23 protein-coding genes are annotated in these 24,458 nt (G+C 41.9%); 5 read left to right on the top strand and 18 right to left on the bottom strand.

Going from position 1 to position 24,458, the window contains the following annotated elements; translation table 11 throughout:
- Positions 1-5: 5 nt before the first annotated feature.
- Positions 6-1,928 (bottom strand): threonine--tRNA ligase, encoded by a 1,923-nt coding sequence (thrS, locus tag AC25JC_RS12950; protein ID WP_078189589.1) that lies wholly within the window; start codon positions 1,926-1,928, stop codon positions 6-8.
- Positions 1,929-2,247: 319 nt separating this feature from the next.
- On the opposite strand from thrS, the gene AC25JC_RS12945 reads away from it, so the two are divergent.
- Positions 2,248-3,867: a glutamate synthase-related protein gene (locus AC25JC_RS12945; protein WP_486924189.1), complete on the top strand. Its 1,620-nt coding sequence runs from the start codon at positions 2,248-2,250 to the stop codon at positions 3,865-3,867.
- A gap of 63 nt (positions 3,868-3,930) precedes the next feature.
- On the opposite strand, the gene AC25JC_RS12940 is transcribed toward AC25JC_RS12945, so the two are convergent.
- Both AC25JC_RS12940 and AC25JC_RS12935 read right to left on the bottom strand, forming a co-directional pair.
- Positions 3,931-5,082 carry an alanine racemase gene (locus AC25JC_RS12940; protein WP_486924188.1) on the bottom strand — a complete coding sequence of 384 codons (1,152 nt, stop codon included), beginning with the start codon at positions 5,080-5,082 and terminating at the stop codon, positions 3,931-3,933.
- A 57-nt stretch (positions 5,083-5,139) separates the two neighbouring features.
- A complete protein-coding gene (locus AC25JC_RS12935) occupies positions 5,140-6,420 on the bottom strand; it encodes a D-arabinono-1,4-lactone oxidase (RefSeq protein WP_486924202.1) in 1,281 nt (426 codons plus the stop codon).
- A 535-nt stretch (positions 6,421-6,955) separates the two neighbouring features.
- Here AC25JC_RS12935 and AC25JC_RS12930 point away from each other — a divergent pair.
- Positions 6,956-8,596, top strand: coding sequence for an acyl-CoA synthetase (locus tag AC25JC_RS12930; RefSeq protein WP_111884733.1), 1,641 nt, complete (start codon positions 6,956-6,958; stop codon positions 8,594-8,596).
- A gap of 175 nt (positions 8,597-8,771) precedes the next feature.
- Here the strand turns inward: AC25JC_RS12930 and yjgA are convergent, their stop codons facing one another.
- The 9 genes from yjgA to mazG all read right to left on the bottom strand — a co-directional run bounded on the left by yjgA (position 8,772) and on the right by mazG (position 15,445).
- The gene (yjgA, locus tag AC25JC_RS12925; RefSeq protein WP_078189593.1) at positions 8,772-9,305 is read right to left on the bottom strand and encodes a ribosome biogenesis factor YjgA; all 534 of its coding nucleotides are present in this window, start codon (positions 9,303-9,305) and stop codon (positions 8,772-8,774) included.
- Positions 9,306-9,307: 2 nt separating this feature from the next.
- Positions 9,308-9,577 (bottom strand): HPr family phosphocarrier protein, encoded by a 270-nt coding sequence (locus tag AC25JC_RS12920; RefSeq protein ID WP_067763492.1) that lies wholly within the window; start codon positions 9,575-9,577, stop codon positions 9,308-9,310.
- Positions 9,574-10,425, bottom strand: coding sequence for an RNase adapter RapZ (rapZ, locus tag AC25JC_RS12915; protein WP_078189595.1), 852 nt, complete (start codon positions 10,423-10,425; stop codon positions 9,574-9,576). Before rapZ ends, AC25JC_RS12920 begins: the two co-directional genes overlap by 4 nt.
- Positions 10,426-10,447: 22 nt before the next feature.
- Positions 10,448-11,296: a pantoate--beta-alanine ligase gene (gene panC / locus AC25JC_RS12910; protein WP_078192648.1), complete on the bottom strand. Its 849-nt coding sequence runs from the start codon at positions 11,294-11,296 to the stop codon at positions 10,448-10,450.
- 3 nt (positions 11,297-11,299) lie between these two features.
- On the bottom strand, positions 11,300-12,109 hold the full coding sequence (gene panB, locus AC25JC_RS12905) for a 3-methyl-2-oxobutanoate hydroxymethyltransferase (protein ID WP_180005387.1): 810 nt from the start codon (positions 12,107-12,109) through the stop codon (positions 11,300-11,302).
- Positions 12,110-12,155: 46 nt separating this feature from the next.
- Positions 12,156-12,641 (bottom strand): 2-amino-4-hydroxy-6-hydroxymethyldihydropteridine diphosphokinase, encoded by a 486-nt coding sequence (gene folK / locus AC25JC_RS12900; RefSeq protein WP_180005386.1) that lies wholly within the window; start codon positions 12,639-12,641, stop codon positions 12,156-12,158.
- Positions 12,638-14,107, bottom strand: a complete 1,470-nt coding sequence (gene pcnB, locus AC25JC_RS12895) for a polynucleotide adenylyltransferase PcnB (RefSeq protein ID WP_486924187.1) — start codon at positions 14,105-14,107, stop codon at positions 12,638-12,640. Before pcnB ends, folK begins: the two co-directional genes overlap by 4 nt.
- Positions 14,108-14,241: 134 nt before the next feature.
- Positions 14,242-14,673 (bottom strand): ComEA family DNA-binding protein, encoded by a 432-nt coding sequence (locus tag AC25JC_RS12890; protein WP_180115839.1) that lies wholly within the window; start codon positions 14,671-14,673, stop codon positions 14,242-14,244.
- Positions 14,651-15,445 carry a nucleoside triphosphate pyrophosphohydrolase gene (gene mazG, locus AC25JC_RS12885; RefSeq protein WP_486924186.1) on the bottom strand — a complete coding sequence of 265 codons (795 nt, stop codon included), beginning with the start codon at positions 15,443-15,445 and terminating at the stop codon, positions 14,651-14,653. Before mazG ends, AC25JC_RS12890 begins: the two co-directional genes overlap by 23 nt.
- 104 nt (positions 15,446-15,549) lie before the next feature.
- Here mazG and AC25JC_RS12880 point away from each other — a divergent pair, with 104 nt between their 5' ends.
- Both AC25JC_RS12880 and AC25JC_RS12875 read left to right on the top strand, forming a co-directional pair.
- A complete protein-coding gene (locus AC25JC_RS12880) occupies positions 15,550-16,326 on the top strand; it encodes an SDR family oxidoreductase (RefSeq protein ID WP_486924185.1) in 777 nt (258 codons plus the stop codon).
- A gap of 165 nt (positions 16,327-16,491) precedes the next feature.
- A complete protein-coding gene (locus tag AC25JC_RS12875; protein WP_180144188.1) occupies positions 16,492-16,911 on the top strand; it encodes a hypothetical protein in 420 nt (139 codons plus the stop codon).
- Positions 16,912-16,997: 86 nt separating this feature from the next.
- Here the strand turns inward: AC25JC_RS12875 and AC25JC_RS12870 are convergent, their stop codons facing one another.
- Entirely contained in the window at positions 16,998-17,639 is a 642-nt protein-coding gene (locus tag AC25JC_RS12870) for a 4'-phosphopantetheinyl transferase family protein (protein WP_486924184.1), read from the bottom strand.
- Positions 17,640-17,916: 277 nt separating this feature from the next.
- On the opposite strand from AC25JC_RS12870, the gene AC25JC_RS12865 reads away from it, so the two are divergent.
- Entirely contained in the window at positions 17,917-18,486 is a 570-nt protein-coding gene (locus tag AC25JC_RS12865) for a hypothetical protein (protein WP_486924183.1), read from the top strand.
- A gap of 76 nt (positions 18,487-18,562) precedes the next feature.
- Here AC25JC_RS12865 and der read toward each other — a convergent pair whose 3' ends face one another.
- From der to ispG, 5 genes are all read right to left on the bottom strand, one after another.
- The gene (gene der / locus AC25JC_RS12860; RefSeq protein WP_078192658.1) at positions 18,563-19,972 is read right to left on the bottom strand and encodes a ribosome biogenesis GTPase Der; all 1,410 of its coding nucleotides are present in this window, start codon (positions 19,970-19,972) and stop codon (positions 18,563-18,565) included.
- 173 nt (positions 19,973-20,145) lie between these two features.
- On the bottom strand, positions 20,146-21,291 hold the full coding sequence (gene bamB / locus AC25JC_RS12855) for an outer membrane protein assembly factor BamB (RefSeq protein ID WP_486924182.1): 1,146 nt from the start codon (positions 21,289-21,291) through the stop codon (positions 20,146-20,148).
- Positions 21,288-21,986: a YfgM family protein gene (locus AC25JC_RS12850; RefSeq protein ID WP_078189608.1), complete on the bottom strand. Its 699-nt coding sequence runs from the start codon at positions 21,984-21,986 to the stop codon at positions 21,288-21,290. Before AC25JC_RS12850 ends, bamB begins: the two co-directional genes overlap by 4 nt.
- Before the next feature lie 30 nt (positions 21,987-22,016).
- Complete coding sequence (gene hisS, locus AC25JC_RS12845; protein WP_486924181.1) at positions 22,017-23,312, bottom strand: histidine--tRNA ligase; 1,296 nt, start codon at positions 23,310-23,312, stop codon at positions 22,017-22,019.
- A 3-nt stretch (positions 23,313-23,315) separates the two neighbouring features.
- Positions 23,316-24,437 (bottom strand): flavodoxin-dependent (E)-4-hydroxy-3-methylbut-2-enyl-diphosphate synthase, encoded by a 1,122-nt coding sequence (gene ispG / locus AC25JC_RS12840; RefSeq protein ID WP_180011668.1) that lies wholly within the window; start codon positions 24,435-24,437, stop codon positions 23,316-23,318.
- Positions 24,438-24,458: the final 21 nt, after the last annotated feature.

The following is a 24,458-nucleotide window of genomic DNA, read 5'->3' as shown; positions in this document are numbered from 1 at the left end:
CGCTTTTACTCCACAATGTACCGGCCGCGTTCGGCTACGGCTGCTTTTACTAGGTCAACGAATGCATCAATTGACATAGTACCCAAATTTTTTCCAGAGCGAGTACGGACGTTTACAGTACCTTCCTCAACTTCACGGTCTCCAAGAACCAATAAGTAAGGAATACGCTCTAAAGTACGTTCACGAATCTTAAAGCCGATTTTCTCATTTCTCAAGTCTGAAATCGCGCGGATACCGCTTTCTTTAAGTTTAGCGACGACTGACTCACATGCTTCAGCTTGTGAATCGGTAATGTTCATCACACATGCTTGAATTGGAGACAACCAAGGTGGCATGAAACCAGCATAGTGTTCAATAAGTATACCAATAAAACGCTCGAAACTGCCAAGAATTGCACGGTGCAACATTACAGGCTGATCACGGTCGTTATCTTCAGTCACATAAGATGCGTCAAGACGTTCTGGTAAGTTAAAGTCACATTGAATTGTACCGCACTGCCATACACGACCTAAGCAGTCTTTCAATGAGAATTCAATTTTCGGACCGTAGAATGCGCCTTCACCCGGTTGAAGTTCCCATTCTAGGCCTGCAGCATCTAAAGCGTCTGCCAAAGATTTTTCTGCCATATCCCAAAGTTTGTCATCACCTACACGTTTTTCTGGACGTGTCGACAACTTCATTTGTACTTCTTCAAAGCCAAAGTCTTTATAAACATCTAAAGTCAATTTAATGAAGTCTGCAACTTCAGTACCGATTTGTTCTTTCGTACAGAAGATATGCGCATCATCTTGTGTAAAGCCACGTACACGCATAATGCCGTGTAATGAACCCGATGGTTCGTTACGGTGACATGAACCAAACTCAGCCAAACGAATTGGAAGATCACGGTAAGATTTCAAACCTTGGTTGAAGACTTGCACGTGACATGGGCAGTTCATTGGTTTTACTGCATAATTACGGTTCTCTGAGTGAGTCGTAAACATGTTTTCAGCATAGTTTGCTGCGTGACCTGATTTTTCCCAAAGCGTGAAATCAACCACTTGCGGTGTACGGATTTCTTGGTAACCGTTGGCTTGTTGAACTTTACGCATGTATTGTTCAAGCACTTGGTAAATCGTCCAGCCGTTTGGATGCCAGAACACCATACCCGGCGCTTCTTCTTGCATATGGAACAAGTCTAACGCTTTACCAATTTTACGGTGATCGCGTTTTTCAGCTTCTTCAATACGTTTGATATACGCAGCTAACTGTTTTTTGTCAGCCCAAGCTGTACCGTAAATACGTTGCAGCTGTTCGTTTTTCGCATCACCGCGCCAGTAAGCACCAGAGATTTTAGTCAACTTGAACGATTTTAAGAATTTAGTATTTGGAACGTGCGGACCACGGCACATGTCCAAGTAGTCTTGATGGTAGTACAAGCCCATTTCAGTTTCTTCAGGCATGTCTTCGATCAGACGCAATTTGTATTCTTCGCCGCGTGCAGTGAACTCTTTGATCACTTCATCACGTGGAGTCATTTTTTTGATGACATCATAGTCTTGGTCGATGAGCTTTTTCATGCGCTCTTCGATTGCTGCCATGTCATCTAAAGTAAACGGACGTGGCATCCAGATGTCATAGTAGAAACCTTCTTCAATGACAGGACCAATGACCATCTTTGCTTCTGGGAACAATTGCTTAACTGCATGACCCACCAAGTGCGCACAAGAGTGACGAATGATGTGAATACCATCTTCATCTTTAGGCGTGATAATTTGTAGGCTAGCATCTTCTGTAATTAAATCAGACGCATCAACTAAACGATCGTTTACACGACCCGCAACTGTATTTTTTGCTAGACCAGGACCGATGCTTTGAGCAACTTCCATCACAGACACGGCATGATCAAATTCTTTTTGATCGCCATTTGGCAAAGTGATAATTGGCATATAAAAATCCTTAAGGAGTGATGCCCCGTACAATGGAGCATGTCACCGCGAGATTATGATCGAGGGAGACCCTCAAAAGATAAAAACGGTGGATAAATAAAATTCGACCTAAATTTTACACGCCCTGCCAACTTTAATAAACCTCTAATCCCATGGAAGTTGATTTTTCTGCTGCCTTTTACAAGACTCCTGATAATTCAAGCAGATTTCAGCCGAAATACGCTTTATGCTGTCAACATAATAATCACGTTCTAATTCATAAAATTATTCCGAATTTCGAACACCTATACCCACTGAAATCTTTATGTAGGCAGGTATCATGCAAGCACATTCACTTATATCTTGGTCTAGTTTAAAACCGCTCCAACCCGCTTATGCCCTTGCAGCCAATGTCGATCTTGTGGTCTTACGGCTCGAAGATGATGATGTAGAAAAAGTCGTGGTCATGTATGGTCGCTGTCAGCATCGCGGCGCACTCATGGCCGATGCCCATATTCAAGGAGATAAAATCGTCTGTGGGCTGCATGGTTCTCACTATATTTATAAAACTGGCATCAATCCACGTTATCTGAATAAAAATCTGCAAAAGTTTAAAGCGTGGGTGGAAGGCGATCAGGTGTATGTCGATCTTGAAGAAATTCAAGCGTGGGAGAAAAGAAATCCTCAACAATATAAGCGTGATCAATACCAAGGCCTATATGCTGATTCCGCGCCCGCGCCAGAAGAACCACATAATAAATTGATCTTAGAACTCGCACGAAATGGCTTAAGTAAATTTGGACATCATGGTCCGACAGCGGCGATGGGCGTGCCTTTTAATCAACTCCCGAAATGGGAGGACATTCAACTGATCACCGCACAACTGTGGAAAATTCCATTATTAGATGATGCACCCGTAGCAACCGAAGTAGTGATTGGCCCAAATGCTAAAAAACCCTTAAAACTCAAAATCCCCCTGTTTGTGTCAGATATGAGTTTTGGTGCATTATCTCAAGAAGCCAAAGTTGCCCTTGCAATAGGTGCTGAACTTGCAGGTACAGGCATTTGTTCAGGTGAAGGTGGAATGCTTGCTGAGGAACAAGCGGCCAATTCACGTTATTTTTATGAACTTGCATCGGGTCGTTTTGGCTATGACATCGAAAAAGTTAAAAAGTGTCAGGCCTTTCATTTTAAAGGCGGTCAAGCTGCAAAAACAGGTACGGGAGGACATCTGCCAGGCCATAAAGTGGTTGGAAAAATTGCAGAAGTGCGCAAATTACCAGAAGGCACCGCAGCCATTTCTCCTGCAACTTTCCCCGACTGGACTCATCTTTCACAATATCGTGAATTTGCAGAATATGTCCGAGCAGAAACCGGCGGCATCCCGATCGGCTATAAACTCTCCGCACAGCATATTGAACGTGATATTGACGCAGCACTCAGCATCGGTGTGGACTATATTATTTTAGATGGTCGTGGCGGTGGAACAGGTGCAGCCCCAACCTTATTCCGTGACAATATCTCTGTACCGACCATTCCTGCACTTGCACGAGCACGTCGTCATTTAGACCGTTTAGGACGGTCAGATATTAGTTTAGTGATCACAGGTGGACTTCGTGTACCCGCTGACTTTATTAAGGCACTCGCTTTAGGTGCAGATGCCATCGCGATTTCAAACTCTGCCATGCAAGCCATTGGCTGTTTAGCTATGCGTGCCTGTCAAAGCAATGATTGTTCTGTTGGCATCGCCACGCAACAAGATCATTTACGTCGTCGTTTAGAAATAGACAAATCGGCACAGCAACTGGCGAATTTTCTAAATGCATCCGTTGAACTGATGCAAGTTATGGCACGTGCCTGCGGACATCATCATCTGAATCAATTCTGCAAAGATGATCTGACCACATGGAAAAAAGAAATGTCGAACCTCACGGGTATTCACTACAGTGGATTTGAATAAGCTTCAAATCATGAGCTTTTTTCAAAACAATTGAACCTAAAAAGAGTCCATACGGGCTCTTTTTTATTCTCTGAAGGTTTCAAAGGCCATGAATTGATCGGCTTGGTACAACCAAAGCTGTGCAAATTGAGGGATGATCATTTCACTCTGGGTAGGGCGTAAAAAAATATAATCATCTACGTCTATGCTGCTTGTCTGTGGAATTTGCACAAGCTCCTGATTACTACTGCGACCATATAAGGCATGGGGGTGACTGTCTTGAGGATAAACATAGTCCCCTCGCCAATAGCCTCCATAAATAAATACAGCCTGATATTTTGCCCAACGACTGAGCCATTCTAACTGTGGTAATTCAGTCCGCGGCAACACTTTTAACACAGGTGTGGCGATCCATAAGGCACTTTGAAAAGCTTGTAAATTTTTCAGTTCAAAATCTGCAGGTTTTAATAACATCGAGCCAAACGAGACTTCGTTACAGACACTCTGCTGACAATGAGAACTAAAACTAGGACTACCACCACCATTCCAACAGGTGTGTTCATCACATAAGGTTGGGTAGCGCTGTTGTACATAAGCTTTGAATTGTTGATAACTTTGCTGGGACTGTTGATAAGTCTGTTCAGCAGATTGAATCAGTCGTGGAATCTTCGCCACATGTGCGTCATAGCCCATCAATCCTGAAAATTTTAAATGTTGAGGATGTCGAGCGATTAGATCCAAAACAGCCTTTAGCTCATCAATCGTTTTTAGACCTCCACGGTGTAGCCCCACATCGATTTCAATATTGATGCGTAGACACAGTTGATGCTGCTCAGCAAATTTGAGGTATTGGGCTAAACGCTGTTCACTATCAATCAGCCATTGCACTTGCGATTGCGTTGCCTGCAAAAACGCCTTGTCTGCATGGTTCAAGGCCTGAATCGGCATCGGTTTTCCAAACAACACATCGGCTTGCGGTATCGATTCGAAAAGTGTTTTCAGATGTGCAAAATGAAATAGCATGAAACGCTGTGTCTGAAGCTGTGTAGCACAGTGTTGAAGCAATGCCATGCAGGCCAAGGATTTCACCACCAAGCGCGGATGCAGACTGTGTGGTATCTGCTGCTGAGTGATCACCAAGTTGTGATTTAATGCTGCAACATCCACAATTAACTGCGGCATCCCTGTCCCGTTTTGCTTTAGCAGCGTATTCAACTTTTGAAAATATGCATCCATGCCATCCCCTTTTTCATATCGTTCGATTGGTCTTCAACGTTTAACTTTCCACGATGCCTAATCAATCAGCAACTGCTGTAGCTCGGGACTGAGCCACTTTTGCTGAGGATCTAATTCTTGTCGAATCTTTAAAAAATCCTGCCACTTGGGGTACACATTTTGAAGCTGCCGCGCATTTAGGCTATGCAATTTCCCCCAATGCGGACGCCCGCCATATTTTAAAAAAATCGGCTCCACGAGCTTAAAGATGACTTGATAATCTTGCTTATAGAACTGATGCACCGAAATTGAGGCCGAATCTTGCTGATAAAACGGACTGAGCCAAATATCATCCCCACGTACAAGTCGATATTCTAGCGGAAAAAACATCGGCACCTTATGACGTCGAAGGGTATGCAAAATTTCTTCTAAACAATTCATCCCGTGTTGCAGCGGAATCTGGTATTCCATCTCATTAAATTTTGTATTTCGAGCAGAAGGAAATATTCGACTTGACCAATCTACGCTCATCGAAGGTTTGACAAAAACACCCAATAATTTTTGTAGCCATGGATTCAGTGGTGGAAAGAATCGCGTCAATTCTGCACAAAATTTGAGTAATACGTCGTCATCTAACCACTGTTCTTTCCGCGGTTGAAGGTCATCTTCCGTCTCATCTAAGGTTTTTAAAATAACCTGATCGGCATGACTAAATGCCCAGAACTCAATATGTCGATGTTCATATTGCCATTGCTGCATATTCTGCAAGACATCTTTCAGCGGACATAATCGCGTTTGTTCTTTGAGTTTATACATCGGTCGGTTTTGCAGCTGTACATGCGTCAGCACGCCTAAACTCCCGAGTGAAACACGCCCTGCTTGGAAAATTTCGCTATTCTGCTCAGCACTACATTGTAGTAATTCGCCCTGCGCGGTTAATAATTTAAACCCCGTAACCATTGCCGATAAACACGGTAATTCGAGTCCGGTACCATGCGTCCCTGTTGCAATAGCCCCAGCCAAACTTTGACGATCAATATCTCCTTGATTAATCAGTGCTTGATCAAAAGCCGCGAGCTTCTCCCCCAAATCAAATAATCGTGTACCAGCTTGGACGGTACTTTGGCAGCGTTCAGCATCGATATCTAGAATGCCTTTGAGATGATCTAAACTTACTAAGGTATCTGTGGTTTTTACCAAAGGGCTAAATGAGTGCCCTGCGCCAACCAAGCGAATCTTAGGATGGGATTGCACCACATCCATTAATTGCTCAAGATTTTGCGGTTGTATAAATGACTTCGGGATCGACTTCTGAGCACCTGACCAATTTTCCCATGCAATGTCGTGTTGAATTGTCATATTCATCCTTGTCGCCATACTTTTTATTGTATTTAGCCGTATTGTTTTATTTTTGATTCCGCTTTTGCAATGTTAATGCACAAGCCATCTTGATTTTTTTACTTAGATTATACGAAGTTCTGTATCTTCTCAAATTTAAGTTTATTGTTATAAAACAGCAAATAAGCCACGATCAATTAAAAAAAATATCATTCGTTTATATCCCCACACAGACTATTCAAGGCGCTCTACATTTTTCATTAAGCATCATTCAAACCGAATCAATAAAAAAGATCACACACAGAAATATCTGCCAAATCAGTATAAAAAACCAACAATACCTGTATGTTTTTCAACTAAATTATTTATGCTAAAAAATCAATTTTGAGAACCACAGGGTTCATTTTCGTCACCTTATTGTTTTTATTTTATTCAATTTCAATCACTTAAAAATTTAGTGTAAATACTCGACTAAAGCATAAATGCAGAGAAGCTACGGACTGAATTATTGTTAAGTCAGATTTAAAACAAATAGACATGGACTTGGAGTACCACGATGGTTAGCGCATACGATGAATTGCCACGGACCCCGGCAAATTTTGTGGCACTTTCGCCTCTACGTTATTTAGAGCGTGCAGCTTATATTTATCCTGATCAGGATGCCATTATCCATGGCAATCGTCATATTTCATGGCGCCAAACATATAACCGCTGTCGTCAATTTGCACATCAGTTGCAACAATTAGGCATTGGCAAAAACGACACCGTGTCTGTGTTATTACCGAACGTTCCGGCTATGGTTGAAGCACACTTTGCCGTACCGATGGCGGGTGCTGTACTAAATACGCTAAATACACGCCTTGATGCGAAAACCATTGCCTTCATGCTGGAACATGCAGAAACCAAAGTCCTGTTGGTTGACCCTGAATTTGCTCAAGTTGCCACCGAAGCTTTGGCTTTGATCGATCAAGACATTTATGTCATTGATGTTGCAGATGCTGAATTTGAAGGCACAGCACAACCGATTGGACAAATTGAATTTGAAGACTGGTTGGCGCAAGGCGATGCGAACTTTGAATGGCACTTACCTCAAGATGAATGGGATGCGATTAGTTTAAGCTATACCTCGGGTACCACAGGGAATCCAAAAGGCGTGGTGTATCATCACCGCGGCGCATATATCAATGCAGCGAGTAACATCATTGCTTGCGGCATGACGCCACGTGCAACGTATCTGTGGACGCTTCCTCTATTCCACTGTAATGGCTGGTGCTTTGCTTGGACAATGGCAGCCAATGGCGGAACCAATATTTGTCTACGTAAAATTGACCCTGAACTGATTTTCAAATTGATTGCAGAACACAAAGTAGATTATTTCTGCGGTGCACCAATCGTACTTTCAATGATGATCAATACGCCTGAAGAGAAAAAAGCACAATTTGACCATCGCGTTGAAGTGATGGTTGCTGGTGCAGCGCCACCTGCAGCGATTATTGAAGGGATGCGTAATATTGGTATCAATGTCACACATGTTTACGGTTTGACTGAAACCTATGGTCCATCAGCACTTTGCGCATCGCAAGCTGGTTGGTCTGATCTTTCCATTCAAGAACAAGCACAGTTGCATTCTCGCCAAGGTGTGCCATACCCGCTTCAAGATGGCATGAAAGTCATTGATCCTGAAACCATGTTACCTGTTCCGCATGATGGCCAGACCATGGGTGAAATCATGTTCCGTGGCAACATCGTAATGAAAGGTTATTTGAAAAACCCAGAAGCAACGGCTGAAGCCTTTGCCGGTGGCTGGTTCCATACCGGCGACTTAGCAGTCTGCCAACCTGACGGTTATGCCAAAATTACTGACCGCTCTAAAGATGTGATCATTTCAGGGGGTGAAAACATTTCATCGCTCGAAGTAGAAGAAATTCTATATCAACACCCTGCTGTACTGACCGCTGCAGTGGTTGCAAAACCTGACCCTCGTTGGCAAGAAGTGCCTTGTGCCTTTATTGAATTAAAAGCAGGTAAAGAAGCAACGCCTGAAGAACTGATCGAATTCTGTAAGCAGCACCTTGCACGTTTCAAAGTACCTAAAGATGTAGTGATTACCGAAATTCCAAAAACCTCGACAGGTAAACTTCAGAAGTTCGTTCTCCGTGAATGGGCTAAAGAGCGCGCTGTTGGTGAATTTGGTTAATATTAAAACTCAAAAGCCAAGCATGATTTTTTCAATCATTTAAGCAAAAAAAGCGACCTAATCAGGTCGCTTTTTTGATGTGAAGTCTATAACTTCACGTTTTGCTTCAATGATCAGATCATGTTGAATTCTCTGATCATTGAGCTATCTAAGTACTTGGCTATCTAATCATGCATTAGTTATCAGATAATAAAGCCACTTGTTGAATGTAGTTAAACAATTTCAACTTTGACGCAGTCAGTTCTTCTTCGCTTACATTTTTTGCTATATCACGTTGAATACGCAAAATATGCTGACGAATAGGATGATGTTCAGCAGCATTATGTGCTTTCATGAACTCTTTAATGACGGGATCACCTTGGGCAATCATACGTTCAGTCCAGCGTTGAAGCTGCGCTGTTTTTTTCGCACCTTGCTGCGGGGTTAAGTAAGATAAAATCATGGTTTCATCTTCATTACGCAGTAATTTACCTACACGTTGAAACTGACGGCGTCGCGCTTCATGTGAAGTAATTGTTTGTGCATCTAGTAGTGCTTCGATCAGACGCTCTTCAACAGGAAGATTTTTAATCTGTTTAGGATTCAGTTTTGCAAGTTCCTCGCCCAAAGCAGCCATACGTTGTACAGCTTTCTTTTGCTCAGTTTTACTTGCACGTCCTTCTAAGGATTCAAAGTCTTCTTCGGTATAGCGGTTCGGTCGACGTGCCACGTTTAATCTGCCTCGTAAAATTTTGCCGCAAACAGTGCTTGAATTTCAGATAAAGCTTTTTCTTCATCTGCACCTTCAATCACTAAGCGTAAAGTTGTGCCCTTGCCTGCGCCAAGCATCAGCAAAGACATAATATTTTTGGCATCTACTAATTTTCCACCCTTACCAATTTGAATCGACGAGCGAAATTTGGTCGTGACTTCGATTAGCTTGCCAGATGCACGCGCATGTAAACCCAGTTTATTAATTACGTCAACAGTTGTGTCGATCATGACCAGTGCTTCATTTCTCTATGTAGAACCTGAATAGACCATTTTGCCTCAAGTGCTTTTTTTAGTCTATCTACGATATATACCGAACGGTGTTGCCCACCTGTACAACCGATCGACACCGTCATGTAATGACGATGCCCTTCGGCAAATGCTGGCAGCCATTTATCCAAGAAATTATAAATATCTTGGAACATTTCATTGGTTTGTTCACTTTGCTGTAAAAATTGACGAACTGGCTCATCTAATCCTGAATACTTACGTAATTCCATATCCCAGTGCGGATTGGGCAAATGACGGACGTCAAAAACATAATCTGCATCGAGTGGAATACCATGCTTATAGCCAAAAGACTGTAAGATCAAAATTAAATTATCTGCCTGTCCAAGTTTAGACAGCAAGGTATGTTTTAAATCATGTACGCTCTTATCTGTAGTATCAATATGTACTGTCGAGCGTAATTGAATCGGCAACAGTAAAGATTTTTCTTCCTGTATGCACTCATTTAAACTTTTGAAACGACTTGCCAACGGATGGGGACGTCGAGATGAACTGAATCGCGCAATCAATTCCTGATCACGCGTGGTCAAATAAATAATATCGACTGAGCCATGGCGTTGTAGCTGTTGAAAAACCAAATCGAACTCTTGTAAATCTGCACGTGTACTGCGGACATCCACACCCAGTGCCAATTGTTCAAGATTATTTTCTGAATCAAGTTTTTCAACAATTTCGGGGAGTAAGGCCAATGGCAAATTATCGATACAGTAATAGCCCAAATCCTCAAGTATCTGTAATGCAGATGACTTTCCAGATCCAGATTGTCCTGTAACAATTAAAATGCGCTTCATCGCTTGCTACCCCATAGCCGTTTTAAACTGCAGTATATTTAACCTGCATATTATCAATAAGACGTGTTGCGCCTAATTTAGCCGCAATAAACAACACCACGTCTTGATCAAATTCTTCAATTTTCTGTAATTCAGGTGTACGTGCTTCAACATAGTCCACAACAAAACCCGCCGCTGTCAATGTTGCTTTAATATTCGCTAACACATCTGCAAGTTGAGTTCCAGCATGTAATTCTGCCTCAGCCGTTTTCAAGCTTTGGTAAATCGTTGGTGCAATCGCACGATTTTCCGCACTTAAATAACCATTGCGTGAACTCAATGCCAAACCATCTTCAGCACGAGTAATCGGCACACCAATCACTTCTAGTGGAATATTTAAGTCACGTACAAACTGACGAATCACTGCAAGTTGCTGGTAATCTTTTTGCCCAAAGAATGCAAAATTCGGTTGAACAATATTAAAGAGTTTTGTCACAACAACAGCAACACCGTCAAAATGACCCGGACGCTGTTCGCCACACAAATCATTGGTAATGCCGCCCACGCTAATATTGGTTAAGCGCGGTTTGTTGCCATACATTTGTTCAACAGTCGGTGCAAACACGATGTCACAACCCACTTCAGCCAATAAGTGCTGATCTTGTTCCAAAGTACGTGGATAGTTGTCAAAGTCTTCATTTGGACCAAACTGAATTGGGTTAACGAAAATACTCACCACCACGACATCACACAGTTTACGTGCTTCACGAACTAAATTGAGGTGACCTTCATGCAAGTTCCCCATCGTTGGTACAAAACCAATGATTTTGCGCGCAGCACGTGCTGGATTTAGCGATGCACTTAAACCTTGAATCGTTGTTTCAGTTTTCATGTCTTACAGCTCAATTTGGAATGTATGTTCTTTGGCAGGGAAACTACCATCAAGTACGGCAGCATGATACGCCTTAAACGCATCCACAATTGCTGTTTCCCCTGCTTGCTCTTTCATAAAGTTGCGAACAAATTTCGCCACGTGACTAAACGTCAGTCCCAACATATCTTGTTGAACCAAGACTTGAGCATCCGTTTCTGCACCGGCACCGATCCCAATCACAGGTGTATTTGGGAATAATTCACTAATTTCTTTACCCACTTGGGCAGGAACACATTCCAAAAGTAAAATTGCTGCACCTGCATCAACCACAGCTTTACAATCTGCAATGAGTTGATCCGCGGTTTCGCGTGTACGTGCTTGCACTTTATAACCGCCAAACACATGAACCGATTGCGGAGTTAACCCTAAATGCACACACACTGGAATACCATTACGGGTCAATACTTCAACTGTTTCTGACAACCATGCGCCACCTTCCAATTTGACCATCTGTGCGCCTGCTTGCATCACGATCTTTGAATTCACTAAAGCGTCATTCAAAGTGGCATAGGTCATAAATGGCAAATCAGTCAAAATAAACGCATGTTTATTGCCACGACGCACTGCAGCAGTGTGATATACCATATCTTCAACAGTGACAGGTAAAGTTGAGTCATTCCCTTGAATGGTCATCCCCAATGAATCACCAATCAGAATACTATCGACTTCAGCAACTTCCATTGCTTTTGCCATGCTCGCATCATAGCAAGTCAGGCAGGAGAATTTGCGGCCTTCCGCTTTAAATTTTTTCAAGTCACTTAGACTAATCATTTCAATATTCCTCAGATGACGGCTTTCTCAAGTGGTCATACAAAAATTAAAGATGGGCCCAGTTTCCTGCATCCAATACAGTTAAATTTGGATTATTCAAAATAGGTAAATCTTTTAATGGTTGTCCTTTAATCTGTAGATTCTCATCTAAATCCAACAAAGGTTTCAACACAAAATCACGTTCTAAAACACCAACATGAGGCACCGTTAAACGTTCATTTTGAATGTGCTGTTCACCATAAATCAGTAAATCTAAATCCAGTGTACGCTCCCCCCAATGACGTAGGCGTACACGCCCCGACTCTTGTTCAAAGCGTTGCAATTCATCCAACAAGGCCAAAGGTGCTAGATCCGTTTCTAATGCAACCGCTGCATTTAAATAATTCGGCTGATCTTGTGGACCCATTGGCGGACTTTGGTACAGTTGTGAGACTTTCACTGTACCGAGTGTCGCAAGTTTATGCACCGCTTCACTGAGGATCTGTAGAGAATCACCTAAATTACTGCCTAAACCAATATATGTCAGCGTCATTGTGTTGGCCCAAAAATAACCTGAGTCAAATCTCGTTTCACACGTTTACGTTTTAAAATCGGATGATCTGCACCAATTTCACCACTGGCTGACGCTGCAACGATTGACACTGTCTCTAGACTATTAGCATGTGATTTAGGCTTACGTTGACGGCGACTTCTGCTTTCTGGTTCATTCACCAGCGGTTCAATTTCAACTTGCTGATGAGTAGAAGTTTTGGCTTCCACATCTTCATGCGCCGCTTTACGACGACTCTTGGCACGTTGACGATTGTATTGGCTAATTGCTCGTTCTTTTTCGTCAGTGCTCATCTGCTGATAAGCATCCCACCACTGCCCCATGCCTTGCGTGCTTGTATCGCCCGATTTTTCACGCAGCAGCAGAAAGTCAAAGCCTGCACGGAAACGTGCATGACCTGAAAGTGCTTCAATTTGCTGTGGTTTTGGACTTAGTAAACGGGTTTGCATTTCCCAAACTTCACGAATAAATGTTTCGGCAAAGCGTGGAATAATGGTTCGTGTAGCCTGACGTTTCAATACATCCAAGCCTGCTTGAGCACGCGCTTCAGCAGGAACAACACCTTTATTTAGATAGAACGTACAACGCTCTTGGAACGGAATCCACAATAACACGGCATAGAAAAATGCAGGGTTAATGGTTTTCCCAATCGAAATACGTTGATCGGTATTTTTTGCAGCCAACTCAATAAATGGCGTTACGACTGGTTTGATATCTGCAAATAACTGATACCAAATACCAAAATCGATCAGCATCGGTAAGACGCGATTGAGATGCCCCATAGTAAAGAGCTTTTGTGACTCATCGTATAAACGATGTGGAGACACATCACGCAGCAATTGAGTAAGTTCTGGGGTAAAGACATCCAGAATTTTTTCATCAATATTAAAGTTTAATTTGGCTGCAAAACGTAAAGTCCGAAGCATCCGCACAGGATCTTCTTCAAAACGTAATTGTGGATCACCCAATAAACGCAACATTTTATGTTTTATGTCATCTACTGCATGACAAAAATCTAGCACTTCACCTTTGCGTGGTTGGTAATACATTGCATTGATCGAGAAGTCACGACGTGCAAAGTCTTGCTCAATCGTACCCCAATTATTATCACGTAAAATCATGCCCGCAGCAGAAGTCACGGCTTTTTTAGGCGGCGCACGGAAGGTCGCAACTTCGATCAGTTCACGTCCTGAGTAGACATGCGCCAGCTCAAAACGACGACCAATAATTCGGCAACGTCGCCCGAAGACTTCTTTCACCTGAGCTGGTGTCGCATTAGTTACGGCATCAAAATCTTTAGGTGCATGACCCAACATTAGGTCGCGGACACTGCCACCCACGATATAAGCTTCATAGCCTGCCTTAGTTAAGGCATCAATCACATCTAAAATGGAAGAAGGTAATTGTGTGGTTGATAAACCACATTTGGACGCGCGCAAAGTTTGCAAAAGACGCTGTCTCCTACGTCTGAACGTAAAATTCTTAAGATGTCGCTAATGATATCTCTAACACAATCAAAGGGCAATTTGATTATCTCGATGCTCAAGCTGAGCTTAACCTAATTCTTTTTTTTACACTTCACTTAAAGTGCCAATTTTGCTTTATTTTTAGCAAACAGCGCAGGACCGATTCCCTTAACCTGTTGAATATCATCAATGCTTTTAAATAAGCCATTACTTTTGCGATATTGCACAATTGCTTCCGCTTTTTTCTGACCAATTCCATGCAATGTCTGCAGTTCATCGACTGAGGCTGTATTTAAGCGTACCTGATCTGATCGGCTATTTTGCTGAGTGCTGGGTCGTGACAAATAATAGTTTGCATTGCTGGGTGCAGTTGTCGCTTTGGACTTAGAGGCCTCAGATTGCTTTTTTAATTGCTGATCTTGAGCTTGCTGCATGGCTTTCCATTCCGCATAGCCCGAAGGGCTTTGCGCAAAAGTTAAATCTGCCATTAAACTCAAAACCAAGACGAGTAGTTGCGTAAAGTATTTATTCTTTAGGATATGATACATATTTAGCCTGTTGTTTTAATTGTTGTTTTGCCTGTTCCCATAACTGATCCATTTCAGTCAGAGACAGGTCTTCTACATGTTTTTGTTGTAATGTGGCCTGTGCTTCAATATAAGCAAAGCGGCTTCTAAATTTATGAATGGTACTTAAAAGTGCCATCTCACTTGAGATGCCAATCTTACGTCCAACATTCACCAGAGAAAATAAGCAATCACCAAATTCATCAAATATTTCGTCGGATTTTTTGCCTGCCAAGGCCTCTTTTAATTCCCCCAACTCTTCCTCAAGCTTGCCATAGGCCCCTTCAATATCTGGAAAATCAAAGCCTATTTTCGCCACATTTTTTTGGATTTCATCTGCTTGGCTTAATGCAGGTGCATGTTTAACCTCATCTAATCTAGATGCTGATTTCCCCGCTTTTTCTTGTTGTTTAATCTGTTTCCATAGTGTTGCCACATCATCCGCATTGAGTGCTGAGAATTGCTCTGCCTGAAACACATGGGGATGACGGCGAATTAATTTATCTGTAATGGCTTGCACCACATCTTGAAAATCAAATGCGCCTTGTTCGCTATACATCTGCGACTGAAAAACCACTTGTAGTAATAAATCCCCCAGTTCATCTCGTACATCATCACTCTGACCTGAACGAACTGCCGCTTCAACTTCATAGGCCTCTTCAATGGCATAACGAGTCAGACTTTCTGGGGTTTGCTTTTGATCCCATGGACATTTTTCACGTAATTCTTTCATCACTGCTAATAATTGTTCCATGTGAACTCCAGCTATTTACTCATCAGTACATTGTTTCGATTACAGAATTTGATATGCTCAAAATTCACTCAAGGAATGAGCAACTCAATTCAGGGAAGCATAACATGCAAAGTATTTTTATTAGCGGTGCAGGACAAGGGATTGGCGCAGCAATTGCACGACTGTTCATACAACAAGGCTATAAAGTTGGGCTCTACGACATTAACCAATCTCAAGTTATCTCATTAGCGGCTGAACTCGGTAGCCATGCCAAAGCTGGACATTTAGATGTAACACAACCAGAGCAATGGCAAAGCGCTTTAGCTGAATTTGTTGCTTGGGCAGGTCAGCTGAATATCTTAGTCAATAATGCCGGAATTCTGTATTCAGGCAGCTTTGAACATACGGAACTGTCTGCACACCACCGAACGATTGATATCAATGTCAAAGGGGTGATAAACGGTTGCTATGCGGCATTTCCCTATTTAAAACAAAGTCATTTTGCTCGTGTGATTAACCTCTCGTCGGCTTCAGCTATTTATGGACAAGCAGATTTAGCCAGCTATGCCACATCTAAATTTGCTGTACGTGGGCTCACTGAAAGCTTGGATATTGAATGGCAAAAATACAATATTCGCGTTTTAGATGTAATGCCTTTATTTGTTCAAACCGCGATGGTGCAAGACATGGATACACAAAGCATTAAGAAAATGGGCGTCAATCTTCAACCGAGCGATGTCGCTCAGCAAATTTATGCCTTGGTACAAAAACGGGATTCGGTCTTAATGGCCACACATACACCTGTGGGGATGAAAGCTAAATTTTTATTTAATTTATCGAAGTTTAGCCCGCAATTTGTCAACCGCTTAAGTAATATTTGGATTGCACAAAAACCCAAATAGCAACGTGTTACTAATCATTTAATTTTGCAATCATATTTGTACGCAAATTACACAAAGTTACACAATTGTCACATTTTAACAGGACAAAATTCCTTTTTTTGAATAATATTCACCCGCCCATTACTTTCGGGCGTTTATTTTCTAACAATAAAAGTGAATTATTTCATGAAAAAATTACTTGTTCTTGCAACTGTTACTTCTATTTCAATTTCTGCTTTTGCTACAACTCAATTCGCATCTTCAGAATTAAAAGCGATGGATTGTGCAACTCTTGCTGTTGAAAAAGCGAATGCTAAGCGCTCTTTAGAAGCTGCTGAAAAAAACATTGCAAACATCCAAGCATCTGCTCAAGCGCCAGGCAAATCATTGAGCAAATTTGCTGGTTTAGCGGGTGGCGCTCTTGCTGCTTTCGGTGGTAACTCTGAAAAAGCTGCTCGTGCAGGCAACATTGCAAACAGCTTGGCTGGTGAGCAAGATACTTCAGAAGCAGGTAATCTTGAACTTCAACAAGCGAACAAATCTGCTGCTCAAGCAAACATCGACAACATTGGTATCTACCAAGGTTCTAAAAAATGCAAAATCTAATCTAAAGCCAGTTTAGATTGATTTAAAAAAAGCCCTGTTCAGCCAGAACAGGGCTTTTTTCATGGTGATTTATATGTCATACCGATTTATAAGACATTCAACTCAATATTAGGCAAATGAAAGCCTCGGCAAGATTGTTCACTTTGCCATGCCACCGTCAACATCACATGCGGTAGTTGAATATTCTGATAAGCAAAAGTGCCAATTGCGGGATGACTACACATCCCACCATTCTGCTCAGGATGACACTGGGTATTCAGTTCATTCAGGTTCACTCGAATCCCTAAACCTGATGCTTTAAGTACCGCCTCTTTGGTGGTCCAAACTTTAAACCAAAAATCAGGATCATGCTCAAAGTTCTCCCAATTGAGTAATTCTTCGGGATGAAAGCTATGTTGAGCCATCGCATCAAAACGAACTTTTCGATTTAAATCCTCAATATCCACACCAATATTGGCGATTTTTTCACTGCTGGCCAAAACATAATGCTGCTGGCTATGACTATGATTAAAATGAAAATGTGGCAAATCAGGAATAAAAGGCTTACCAAACGCAGACTTTGAAAAATCTGAATTTTCAACTGATCTATTAAGCCGCTGCGCAAGTAATTGATTGCGATATTGGTAAATGGATTGTTTACGCACGGCAATTACCTCTTGACGACTCAAGCCATGCGGCTCCACAAAGAAGTCAGTAATTGCACTATATTCAAGCTGAATTTTCGCCATAAGTTATTGATCCAATATCTTTTACACTACGTCCATGACGCTATATTTTATGCGACTCTCCGACACAAAATACACCACAATACAGATGAGCGCATCGGTCCTTTGACTTATAGAGATTTTAAAACTCAGTTTAAAAATATTTTAACCCACTTAAGAGATACTTAATATTATAAATATATTCAAATACTTAAGTATAATAAATATTTTAAATACATCTTTAATTAGATAAAATACTCTAGATTCTTATAACTTTAATTTAAAACTCGGGGTAAATCAGATGCTAAGAAAAATCACGTTAATCAGTTCACTTTGTGTCCTACCATGTTTCGCTCAAGCAGGCTTATTGGATGCAGCTGTTGCAGTAATGGGTGCCAAAAATGGCGCGATTATGGACCAAGCTGAAGCGCGTATGAATCAAAGCCGTCAAGAAGCTGCTAACGCCGTGGCTCAAGCAGACCGTGGCTATGCCTCAAATTTCAATCAAACTAACCCAACCAACAATAGTGTTTATAGCACCAGTTATTTAAAAACCTTAGATTGCACTGATCTGAGCGTTGAACGTAAAACTTTCGAACGTACATTGGAAGCATCGCAACTGGCATTAAGCCAAGCGTCTGCACAGCAAAATAATCAAGTTTCAAAATGGGCGGGGCTTGCTGGTAACGCGCTATCCGCATTTTCAGGTCAATCTGAAACAGCGGCCCGTATGGGACAATTTGCGACAGCTTTTTCTGGCAATAAAAATACACAACAGGATAGCAGCAGCGCACAGCAAGCCATGGAAATTGCTCAAGCTAATCTGGATAATATTGATATTTACCGCCAAGCTAAAAAGTGTAAAAACTAATTTCTACATCTTTTTAGATAGATAAAGTGAAATAAAAAAGCCTGCATATCTGCAGGCTTTTTTTTCTTATCCAAACTTAGCGTTTGAATTTCTTTTCCGCTTTTTTGAACTTCTGAACATAACGACGTTTACGTGCAGCCGTACGCTCATCGATTTGCGACTTACGACCTTCAAATGGGTTATCAGAGGTTTTAAATTCAATTTTGACTGGCGTACCTTCAAGTTTATAAACTTTACGGAACACGTTTTCTAGGTAACGACGATAGTCATTTGGCGTTTTATCGACCTTGTTACCATGAATCACAATCGTCGGTGGATTTTGTCCGCCAATATGCGCATAACGCATTTTGATACGACGACCTTGAACCATTGGTGGTTGGTGCGCATCAGTTGCATCATTCAAGATCTGAGTGATTTTCGCAGGTGATACTTTCAAATGCGAAGAATCATAAGCACGGTGGATCGATGGATAAAGATCACCAACACCTGTACCGTGAAGTGCAGAAATTAAGTGAATTTTTGCCCATGGAATAAAGTCAAAACGACGTTCAACATCTAATTTACACTGTTTACGGTCATAGTCAGACATGTTGTCCCATTTGTTGATGGCAATCACCATCGCACGGCCTGCTTCAAGCGCATAACCGATCAAATGCAAGTCTTGCTCAACGATCCCTTCACGTGCATCGACAACAATAACCACAACATGCGCATCTTTCATCGCTTGTAAAGTTTTCACAATCGAGAATTTCTCGATCATTTCGTCCACTTTACCTTTACGACGTACACCCGCAGTATCGATTAATGTGTATTTACGACCGTCACGTTCAAATGGAATATAAATTGAGTCACGTGTAGTACCCGGCTGGTCAAATGCAACCACACGGTCTTCACCCAACAAACGGTTCACTAAAGTCGATTTACCCACGTTTGGACGACCAATAATCGCTAAACGTAAGCCTGTGTCTTTATCGTGTTGTTCTTCACTTTCATCTTCAGGCACTTCAGCTAACACTTCTTCAAGCATTTGCTGAACACCACGACCATGGCTGGCAGCCACTTGAAGTGGTTCGCCCATACCCAATTTGAAGAATTCAACTAAAGCTGCTTCGGCATGTACACCATCGACTTTGTTAGCAACAAGATAAACTTTTTTACCTAGCGTACGTAGGTCACGAGCAATTTGCTCATCAGATGCTAATAAACCTGCGCGCGCATCGACCACGAAGACAATAATATCTGCTTCATTAATGGCAGTTTTTGACTGTTCTGCCATGTACGAGTCGATACCACCTTCAGTTTCGCCAATACCCCCAGTATCAACGACGATGAAAGATTTATTTTGATAAGTCGCGTCACCATATTTACGGTCACGAGTCAGACCGGCAAAGTCAGCAACGAGAGCATCACGGCTCTTGGTTATCTGGTTAAACAACGTTGATTTTCCGACGTTCGGACGACCAATGAGCGCAATTACGGGTTTCATAGATTAACCTTTATTCCAGATCAGCCAGTTTGGTCTGGTCTGAACATCAGAAAGCTTAGGAAGAATGGAAATAGGATAAATGCCTAAAATAAATAAAAACACGGGGCATTGATGGTTCAATCCCCCGCGTTAAAAATACGGTTTGGCTTATTTTAACATAAGCCGCAGAAAAATTAACGGTTCTGCCAAATGCTTAATGCACCCTTACGTGTCGACACATATAATTGATTGTCAATTACACGTAGTGAACGTACTTCACCACTGGTTTTAGAACGACCAACCAACTCACCTGTCGCTGGGTTGATTAAGTGAAGTACACCATCCAGATCACCAACCACAAGGTCTTGACCTAACATCACTGGGTTACTCAAATTACGATTAAGCAATTGGTCATTTTCCCACAATGTTTGACCAGTAGTAATTTCGTAAGCCACAATTTTACCATCAGTTTGTGTCACAAAGACACCATTGCCTGCAACTTCAGGACGCTGAATACTGCTCGCATTATTACTCCAGATCACTTGTTGTGATGCAAGATCAAGTGCTGTCACTTGGCCTTGGTAACTGGTGGTAATTAAAAATTGACCTGCTACAGTCGGTTCACCGTCAATATCAATGAGACGTTGTACATCTGAACGACCGTCTGACACTGCAACACGACGCTGCATTTTCGGAATACCGCTCAATGCATCAATCACATAGATATAGGCATTTGAAGAAGCGATGAGAACATGACGCGCATCGAGTGATACCGGTGCTGCCATACCACGTAAACTAAACTGCACATTTGGCAAGTTATAGGTCCAAGTTTGTTGGCCCGTTGCCACATCGTTTGCGTATACCGTACCATCATTGGTAACTGAAATAACGCGACCTGCTTGAATCAACGACGGTGAAAGTAACGCGCCGGTTAATTGCGCCGTCCACTTTTGTTCACCTGTTGCCTGATCCAATGCAAATAATTGACCTTTTGCATTACCAACAACCACAATTCCGTCAGCAGCTTCTACACCTGCAGTCAAACCTTGTTTAGAGATTTTCTTCTGCCATAAACGCTCTTTGCCTTTGTAGGCTTGAACTTCACCGTTAGGATTTACGCTAAAAACAACGCCGTTATCTGCATCCATACGTAAACGCAGTGGATCTGCTTCTTCAGTTGAAGCCACACTGTTTGAAAATACAGGTGCTAAAGTTTTTGCCTGTTCCAATTTTGGTAAAGGATTTGGTTTTACTTTTTCTACTTTTCCTTTATTTGCACAACCAGCCAAAGCAAGTGTTAAAACTGTCAGCGCACAGGTAATTTTGTATTTTCTATTCATTCAGTTGCTTCCACTTGTGTATCTATAATCGGACGTTCAATTTCAGGATCATCAACTAAAACGCCTACACTTTCGAGTTTAATTTGTAAAATTTGACGTTCTTCTTGTCGCTCAACCAAAGCATCCCATGCACTTTGATAAACTTTCTTTGCATTTTCGATATCATTTTTTGCAACATAGACATCGCCACGGGCTTCATCTGCAGTTGCTTGAAAAGCAGGTTCTTTAACCGCTTCTAAAGTTTTTAATGCTTCATCAAATTTCTTTTGTGCCAATTGTGCATACGCCAAACGTAATTTCACCAATTGAACTAAGCCTGCATCATCAACTTTTGAATTTTCAACTTTTTTCAAAGCTTTTTCAGCGTTGGCATAATCCGCTTTATCATATGCCAATTTTGCCATAAGCAACTGAGTTTGGATGGCTTGTGGCGAATCTGGCGCTTCTTTTACAATTTTATCTGCAGTCGCAGAAAGTTGTGTAAAAGCGTCACCCGTCGCCGACTGAGCATCATCCATTAACTGCTGGACTTTGGCTGTTTGCATTTGTGATTCAGCCAAAGTTTTCTTCTGCCAGTATTCCCATCCGAAAAAGGCAATCAACGCAATTAAAATGCCGCTAACAATGGCAGAGCCATATTTTTTAGCAAACGATTTTAAATTATCAAGTTGTTCTTCTTCACTCAATGCGCTCATGAAATTACCTTTTTCCTTATGTTATAGGGATTATTTTGAAGAAATTTTTTCGATAATGAAGGCAACAAAGTCTGCCACATTCACTTCGTGTTGTTCTGCAATCGCTAGCTCTTTTACCAGCACTTGCCCTGCTGCTTGCTCACGTTCACCGTAAATCACAGCAAATAAAGCACCCGATTGGTCTGCTTTTTTCATTTGCGATTTCATTGAACCTTGTGAACCAACTTTTAAGCGAATGTTGCTACCCGCTGCTTCAAGTTGATCACGAATTTGTTCAGCAAGTACCAATGCCTTACCTTGAGTTGCAGGATCTGAAACCAAGAATAGCTCACAGTCACGCACTGGGGTATTGTCTTCCACTTGTTCAAGTAGAAGAAGCAAACGCTCCATACCCATTGCAAAACCAACAGCAGGCACAGACTGGTCTGCTTTACCTTTAAGCTGACCGACTAAACCGTCATAACGACCACCAGCACATACCGTTCCTTGAGAACCTAAGTGTGTAGTTGTCCATTCAAAGACCGTTTTATTGTAGTAGTCGAGACCACGAACCAATTTTTGATTGATCACAAAACCAATACCAGCATCAGTCAAATACTGCTGCAATTGGGCAAAGTGAGCCAACGTTTCTTCACCCATAAAGTCGTGAAGTTTTGGCGCATTTTCCAAAATGCTTTGTGTTTTTGCATCTTTAGAATCCAAAATACGCAGTGGATTCGTAGTTAGACGACGCTGTGAATCTTCATCTAAGTCATTTTTATGTGACTCTAGGAATTCAACCAATGCTGCACGATAGGCAGCACGTTCATCAGACTCACCTAAGGTATTGAGTTCTAATTGAACTTTATCTGCAACGCCCATGCGTTTCCACAAACGCGCAGTCATTAAAATCAATTCTGCATCTTGATCTGGTGTTGCAACACCAAAGGTTTCTACGCCAAATTGATGGAACTGACGGTAGCGACCTTTTTGTGGTTTTTCATAGCGAAACATTGGGCCAACATACCATAAACGCGGTGTAGCACCACGAAGTAAGTTATGTTCAAGCATTGCACGCACACACCCTGCTGTTCCTTCTGGACGCAAAGTCAAAGACTCAGGCGGATTACCTTTATCTAAGAATGTGTACATTTCTTTTTCAACGATATCCGTTGCATCACCAATAGAACGTTTGAACAGATGAGTCTGCTCCACAATCGGCAAGCGAATTTGCTGATAACCATAAGCATCCATCAGGCTAGATAGATGCTGTTCTAGACGTCTCCATGCAGGACTTTGCGTAGGGAGAATGTCATTAAAACCTTTGATTGCGACGATTGAACTCATGATCTACTCAGAAAAACTTGTGCGAATAATCTCTTTAGCTTTAGCGTCTTCAAGATCGCTAACACGTTGACGAACCATCGCTTCGATTTCGTCAACCAACTGATTTGTGTCAATTAAATGGCTCTTTTCGCCATTACGATACACCAGTGAACGCGGACTTGCACCTACTACACCAATATCGGCTTCTTTGGCTTCACCCGGACCATTTACTTTACAACCAATCACCGATACATCCATTGGGGTACGAATATCTTCTAAACGCTCTTCCAATGTTTGCATGACTTTGATGACATTAAATTCTTGGCGTGAACAACTTGGGCATGCAATAAAGTTAATGCCGTTTGAACGTAAGCCCAATGATTTTAAAATATCAAAGCCAATTTTGATTTCTTCTTCAGGCTCTGCTGCCAATGAAATACGCATGGTGTCACCAATGCCTTCCATCAACAAACCGCCTAAAGCGATAGCAGATTTGACTGAACCCGTGCGGTAGACACCTGCTTCAGTCACACCTAAGTGTAATGGGTTATCAATTTGTGCAGAAAGTAATCGGTAAGCATCCATCGTCAGAAAGACATTCGATGCTTTAACTGACACTTTAAATTCATGGAAATTTAAACGGTCTAAAATATCAATATGGCGCATTGCAGATTCAAGCAAAGCCTGACCTGTAGGCTCACCATATTTCTTTTGAATATCTTTTTCCAGTGAACCGGCATTGACACCAATACGCATAGAGATGTCATTATGTTGTGCAGCAGCTACCACTTCACGGATTTTGGCTTCAGAACCAATATTACCCGGGTTAATACGCAAACAATCTGCACCAAGGTCTGCAACACGTAAAGCAATTTTATAATCAAAGTGAATATCGGCAACCAGTGGCACTTGCACACGTTTACGAATTTCACCAAAAGCTTCAGCAGCTTCCATACTCGGTACAGACACACGCATGATGTCTGCGCCTACATCAACGCAGCGCTGAATCTGTGCCACGGTCGCTTCGACATCACAGGTTTCAGTATTGGTCATACTTTGGATGCTGATCGGCGCATCACCACCGACATACACCGAACCTACTTTAATTTTACGCGTTGGACGGCGCTTAATTGGATTTTCAATCATTGTTCAGTCTGCTCTGTTGTC

Source organism: Acinetobacter sp. P37, assembly GCF_057480965.1.
The sequence above is the reverse complement of the archived record's forward strand: the minus strand, read 5'-3'. Positions and strand labels throughout refer to the sequence as shown.

What these genes read in the sequence shown, in the direction of transcription:
- thrS (WP_078189589.1), bottom strand. Translation starts at nt 1,928, where the DNA reads ATGCCAATTATCACTTTGCCAAATGGCGATCAAAAAGAATTTGATCAT.
- AC25JC_RS12945 (WP_486924189.1), top strand. Translation starts at nt 2,248, where the DNA reads ATGCAAGCACATTCACTTATATCTTGGTCTAGTTTAAAACCGCTCCAA.
- AC25JC_RS12940 (WP_486924188.1), bottom strand. Translation starts at nt 5,082, where the DNA reads ATGGATGCATATTTTCAAAAGTTGAATACGCTGCTAAAGCAAAACGGG.
- AC25JC_RS12935 (WP_486924202.1), bottom strand. Translation starts at nt 6,420, where the DNA reads ATGACAATTCAACACGACATTGCATGGGAAAATTGGTCAGGTGCTCAG.
- AC25JC_RS12930 (WP_111884733.1), top strand. Translation starts at nt 6,956, where the DNA reads ATGGTTAGCGCATACGATGAATTGCCACGGACCCCGGCAAATTTTGTG.
- AC25JC_RS12920 (WP_067763492.1), bottom strand. Translation starts at nt 9,577, where the DNA reads ATGATCGACACAACTGTTGACGTAATTAATAAACTGGGTTTACATGCG.
- rapZ (WP_078189595.1), bottom strand. Translation starts at nt 10,425, where the DNA reads ATGAAGCGCATTTTAATTGTTACAGGACAATCTGGATCTGGAAAGTCA.
- panC (WP_078192648.1), bottom strand. Translation starts at nt 11,296, where the DNA reads ATGAAAACTGAAACAACGATTCAAGGTTTAAGTGCATCGCTAAATCCA.
- panB (WP_180005387.1), bottom strand. Translation starts at nt 12,109, where the DNA reads ATGATTAGTCTAAGTGACTTGAAAAAATTTAAAGCGGAAGGCCGCAAA.
- folK (WP_180005386.1), bottom strand. Translation starts at nt 12,641, where the DNA reads ATGACGCTGACATATATTGGTTTAGGCAGTAATTTAGGTGATTCTCTA.
- AC25JC_RS12890 (WP_180115839.1), bottom strand. Translation starts at nt 14,673, where the DNA reads ATGTATCATATCCTAAAGAATAAATACTTTACGCAACTACTCGTCTTG.
- mazG (WP_486924186.1), bottom strand. Translation starts at nt 15,445, where the DNA reads ATGGAACAATTATTAGCAGTGATGAAAGAATTACGTGAAAAATGTCCA.
- AC25JC_RS12880 (WP_486924185.1), top strand. Translation starts at nt 15,550, where the DNA reads ATGCAAAGTATTTTTATTAGCGGTGCAGGACAAGGGATTGGCGCAGCA.
- AC25JC_RS12875 (WP_180144188.1), top strand. Translation starts at nt 16,492, where the DNA reads ATGAAAAAATTACTTGTTCTTGCAACTGTTACTTCTATTTCAATTTCT.
- AC25JC_RS12870 (WP_486924184.1), bottom strand. Translation starts at nt 17,639, where the DNA reads ATGGCGAAAATTCAGCTTGAATATAGTGCAATTACTGACTTCTTTGTG.
- AC25JC_RS12865 (WP_486924183.1), top strand. Translation starts at nt 17,917, where the DNA reads ATGCTAAGAAAAATCACGTTAATCAGTTCACTTTGTGTCCTACCATGT.
- der (WP_078192658.1), bottom strand. Translation starts at nt 19,972, where the DNA reads ATGAAACCCGTAATTGCGCTCATTGGTCGTCCGAACGTCGGAAAATCA.
- bamB (WP_486924182.1), bottom strand. Translation starts at nt 21,291, where the DNA reads ATGAATAGAAAATACAAAATTACCTGTGCGCTGACAGTTTTAACACTT.
- AC25JC_RS12850 (WP_078189608.1), bottom strand. Translation starts at nt 21,986, where the DNA reads ATGAGCGCATTGAGTGAAGAAGAACAACTTGATAATTTAAAATCGTTT.
- hisS (WP_486924181.1), bottom strand. Translation starts at nt 23,312, where the DNA reads ATGAGTTCAATCGTCGCAATCAAAGGTTTTAATGACATTCTCCCTACG.
- ispG (WP_180011668.1), bottom strand. Translation starts at nt 24,437, where the DNA reads ATGATTGAAAATCCAATTAAGCGCCGTCCAACGCGTAAAATTAAAGTA.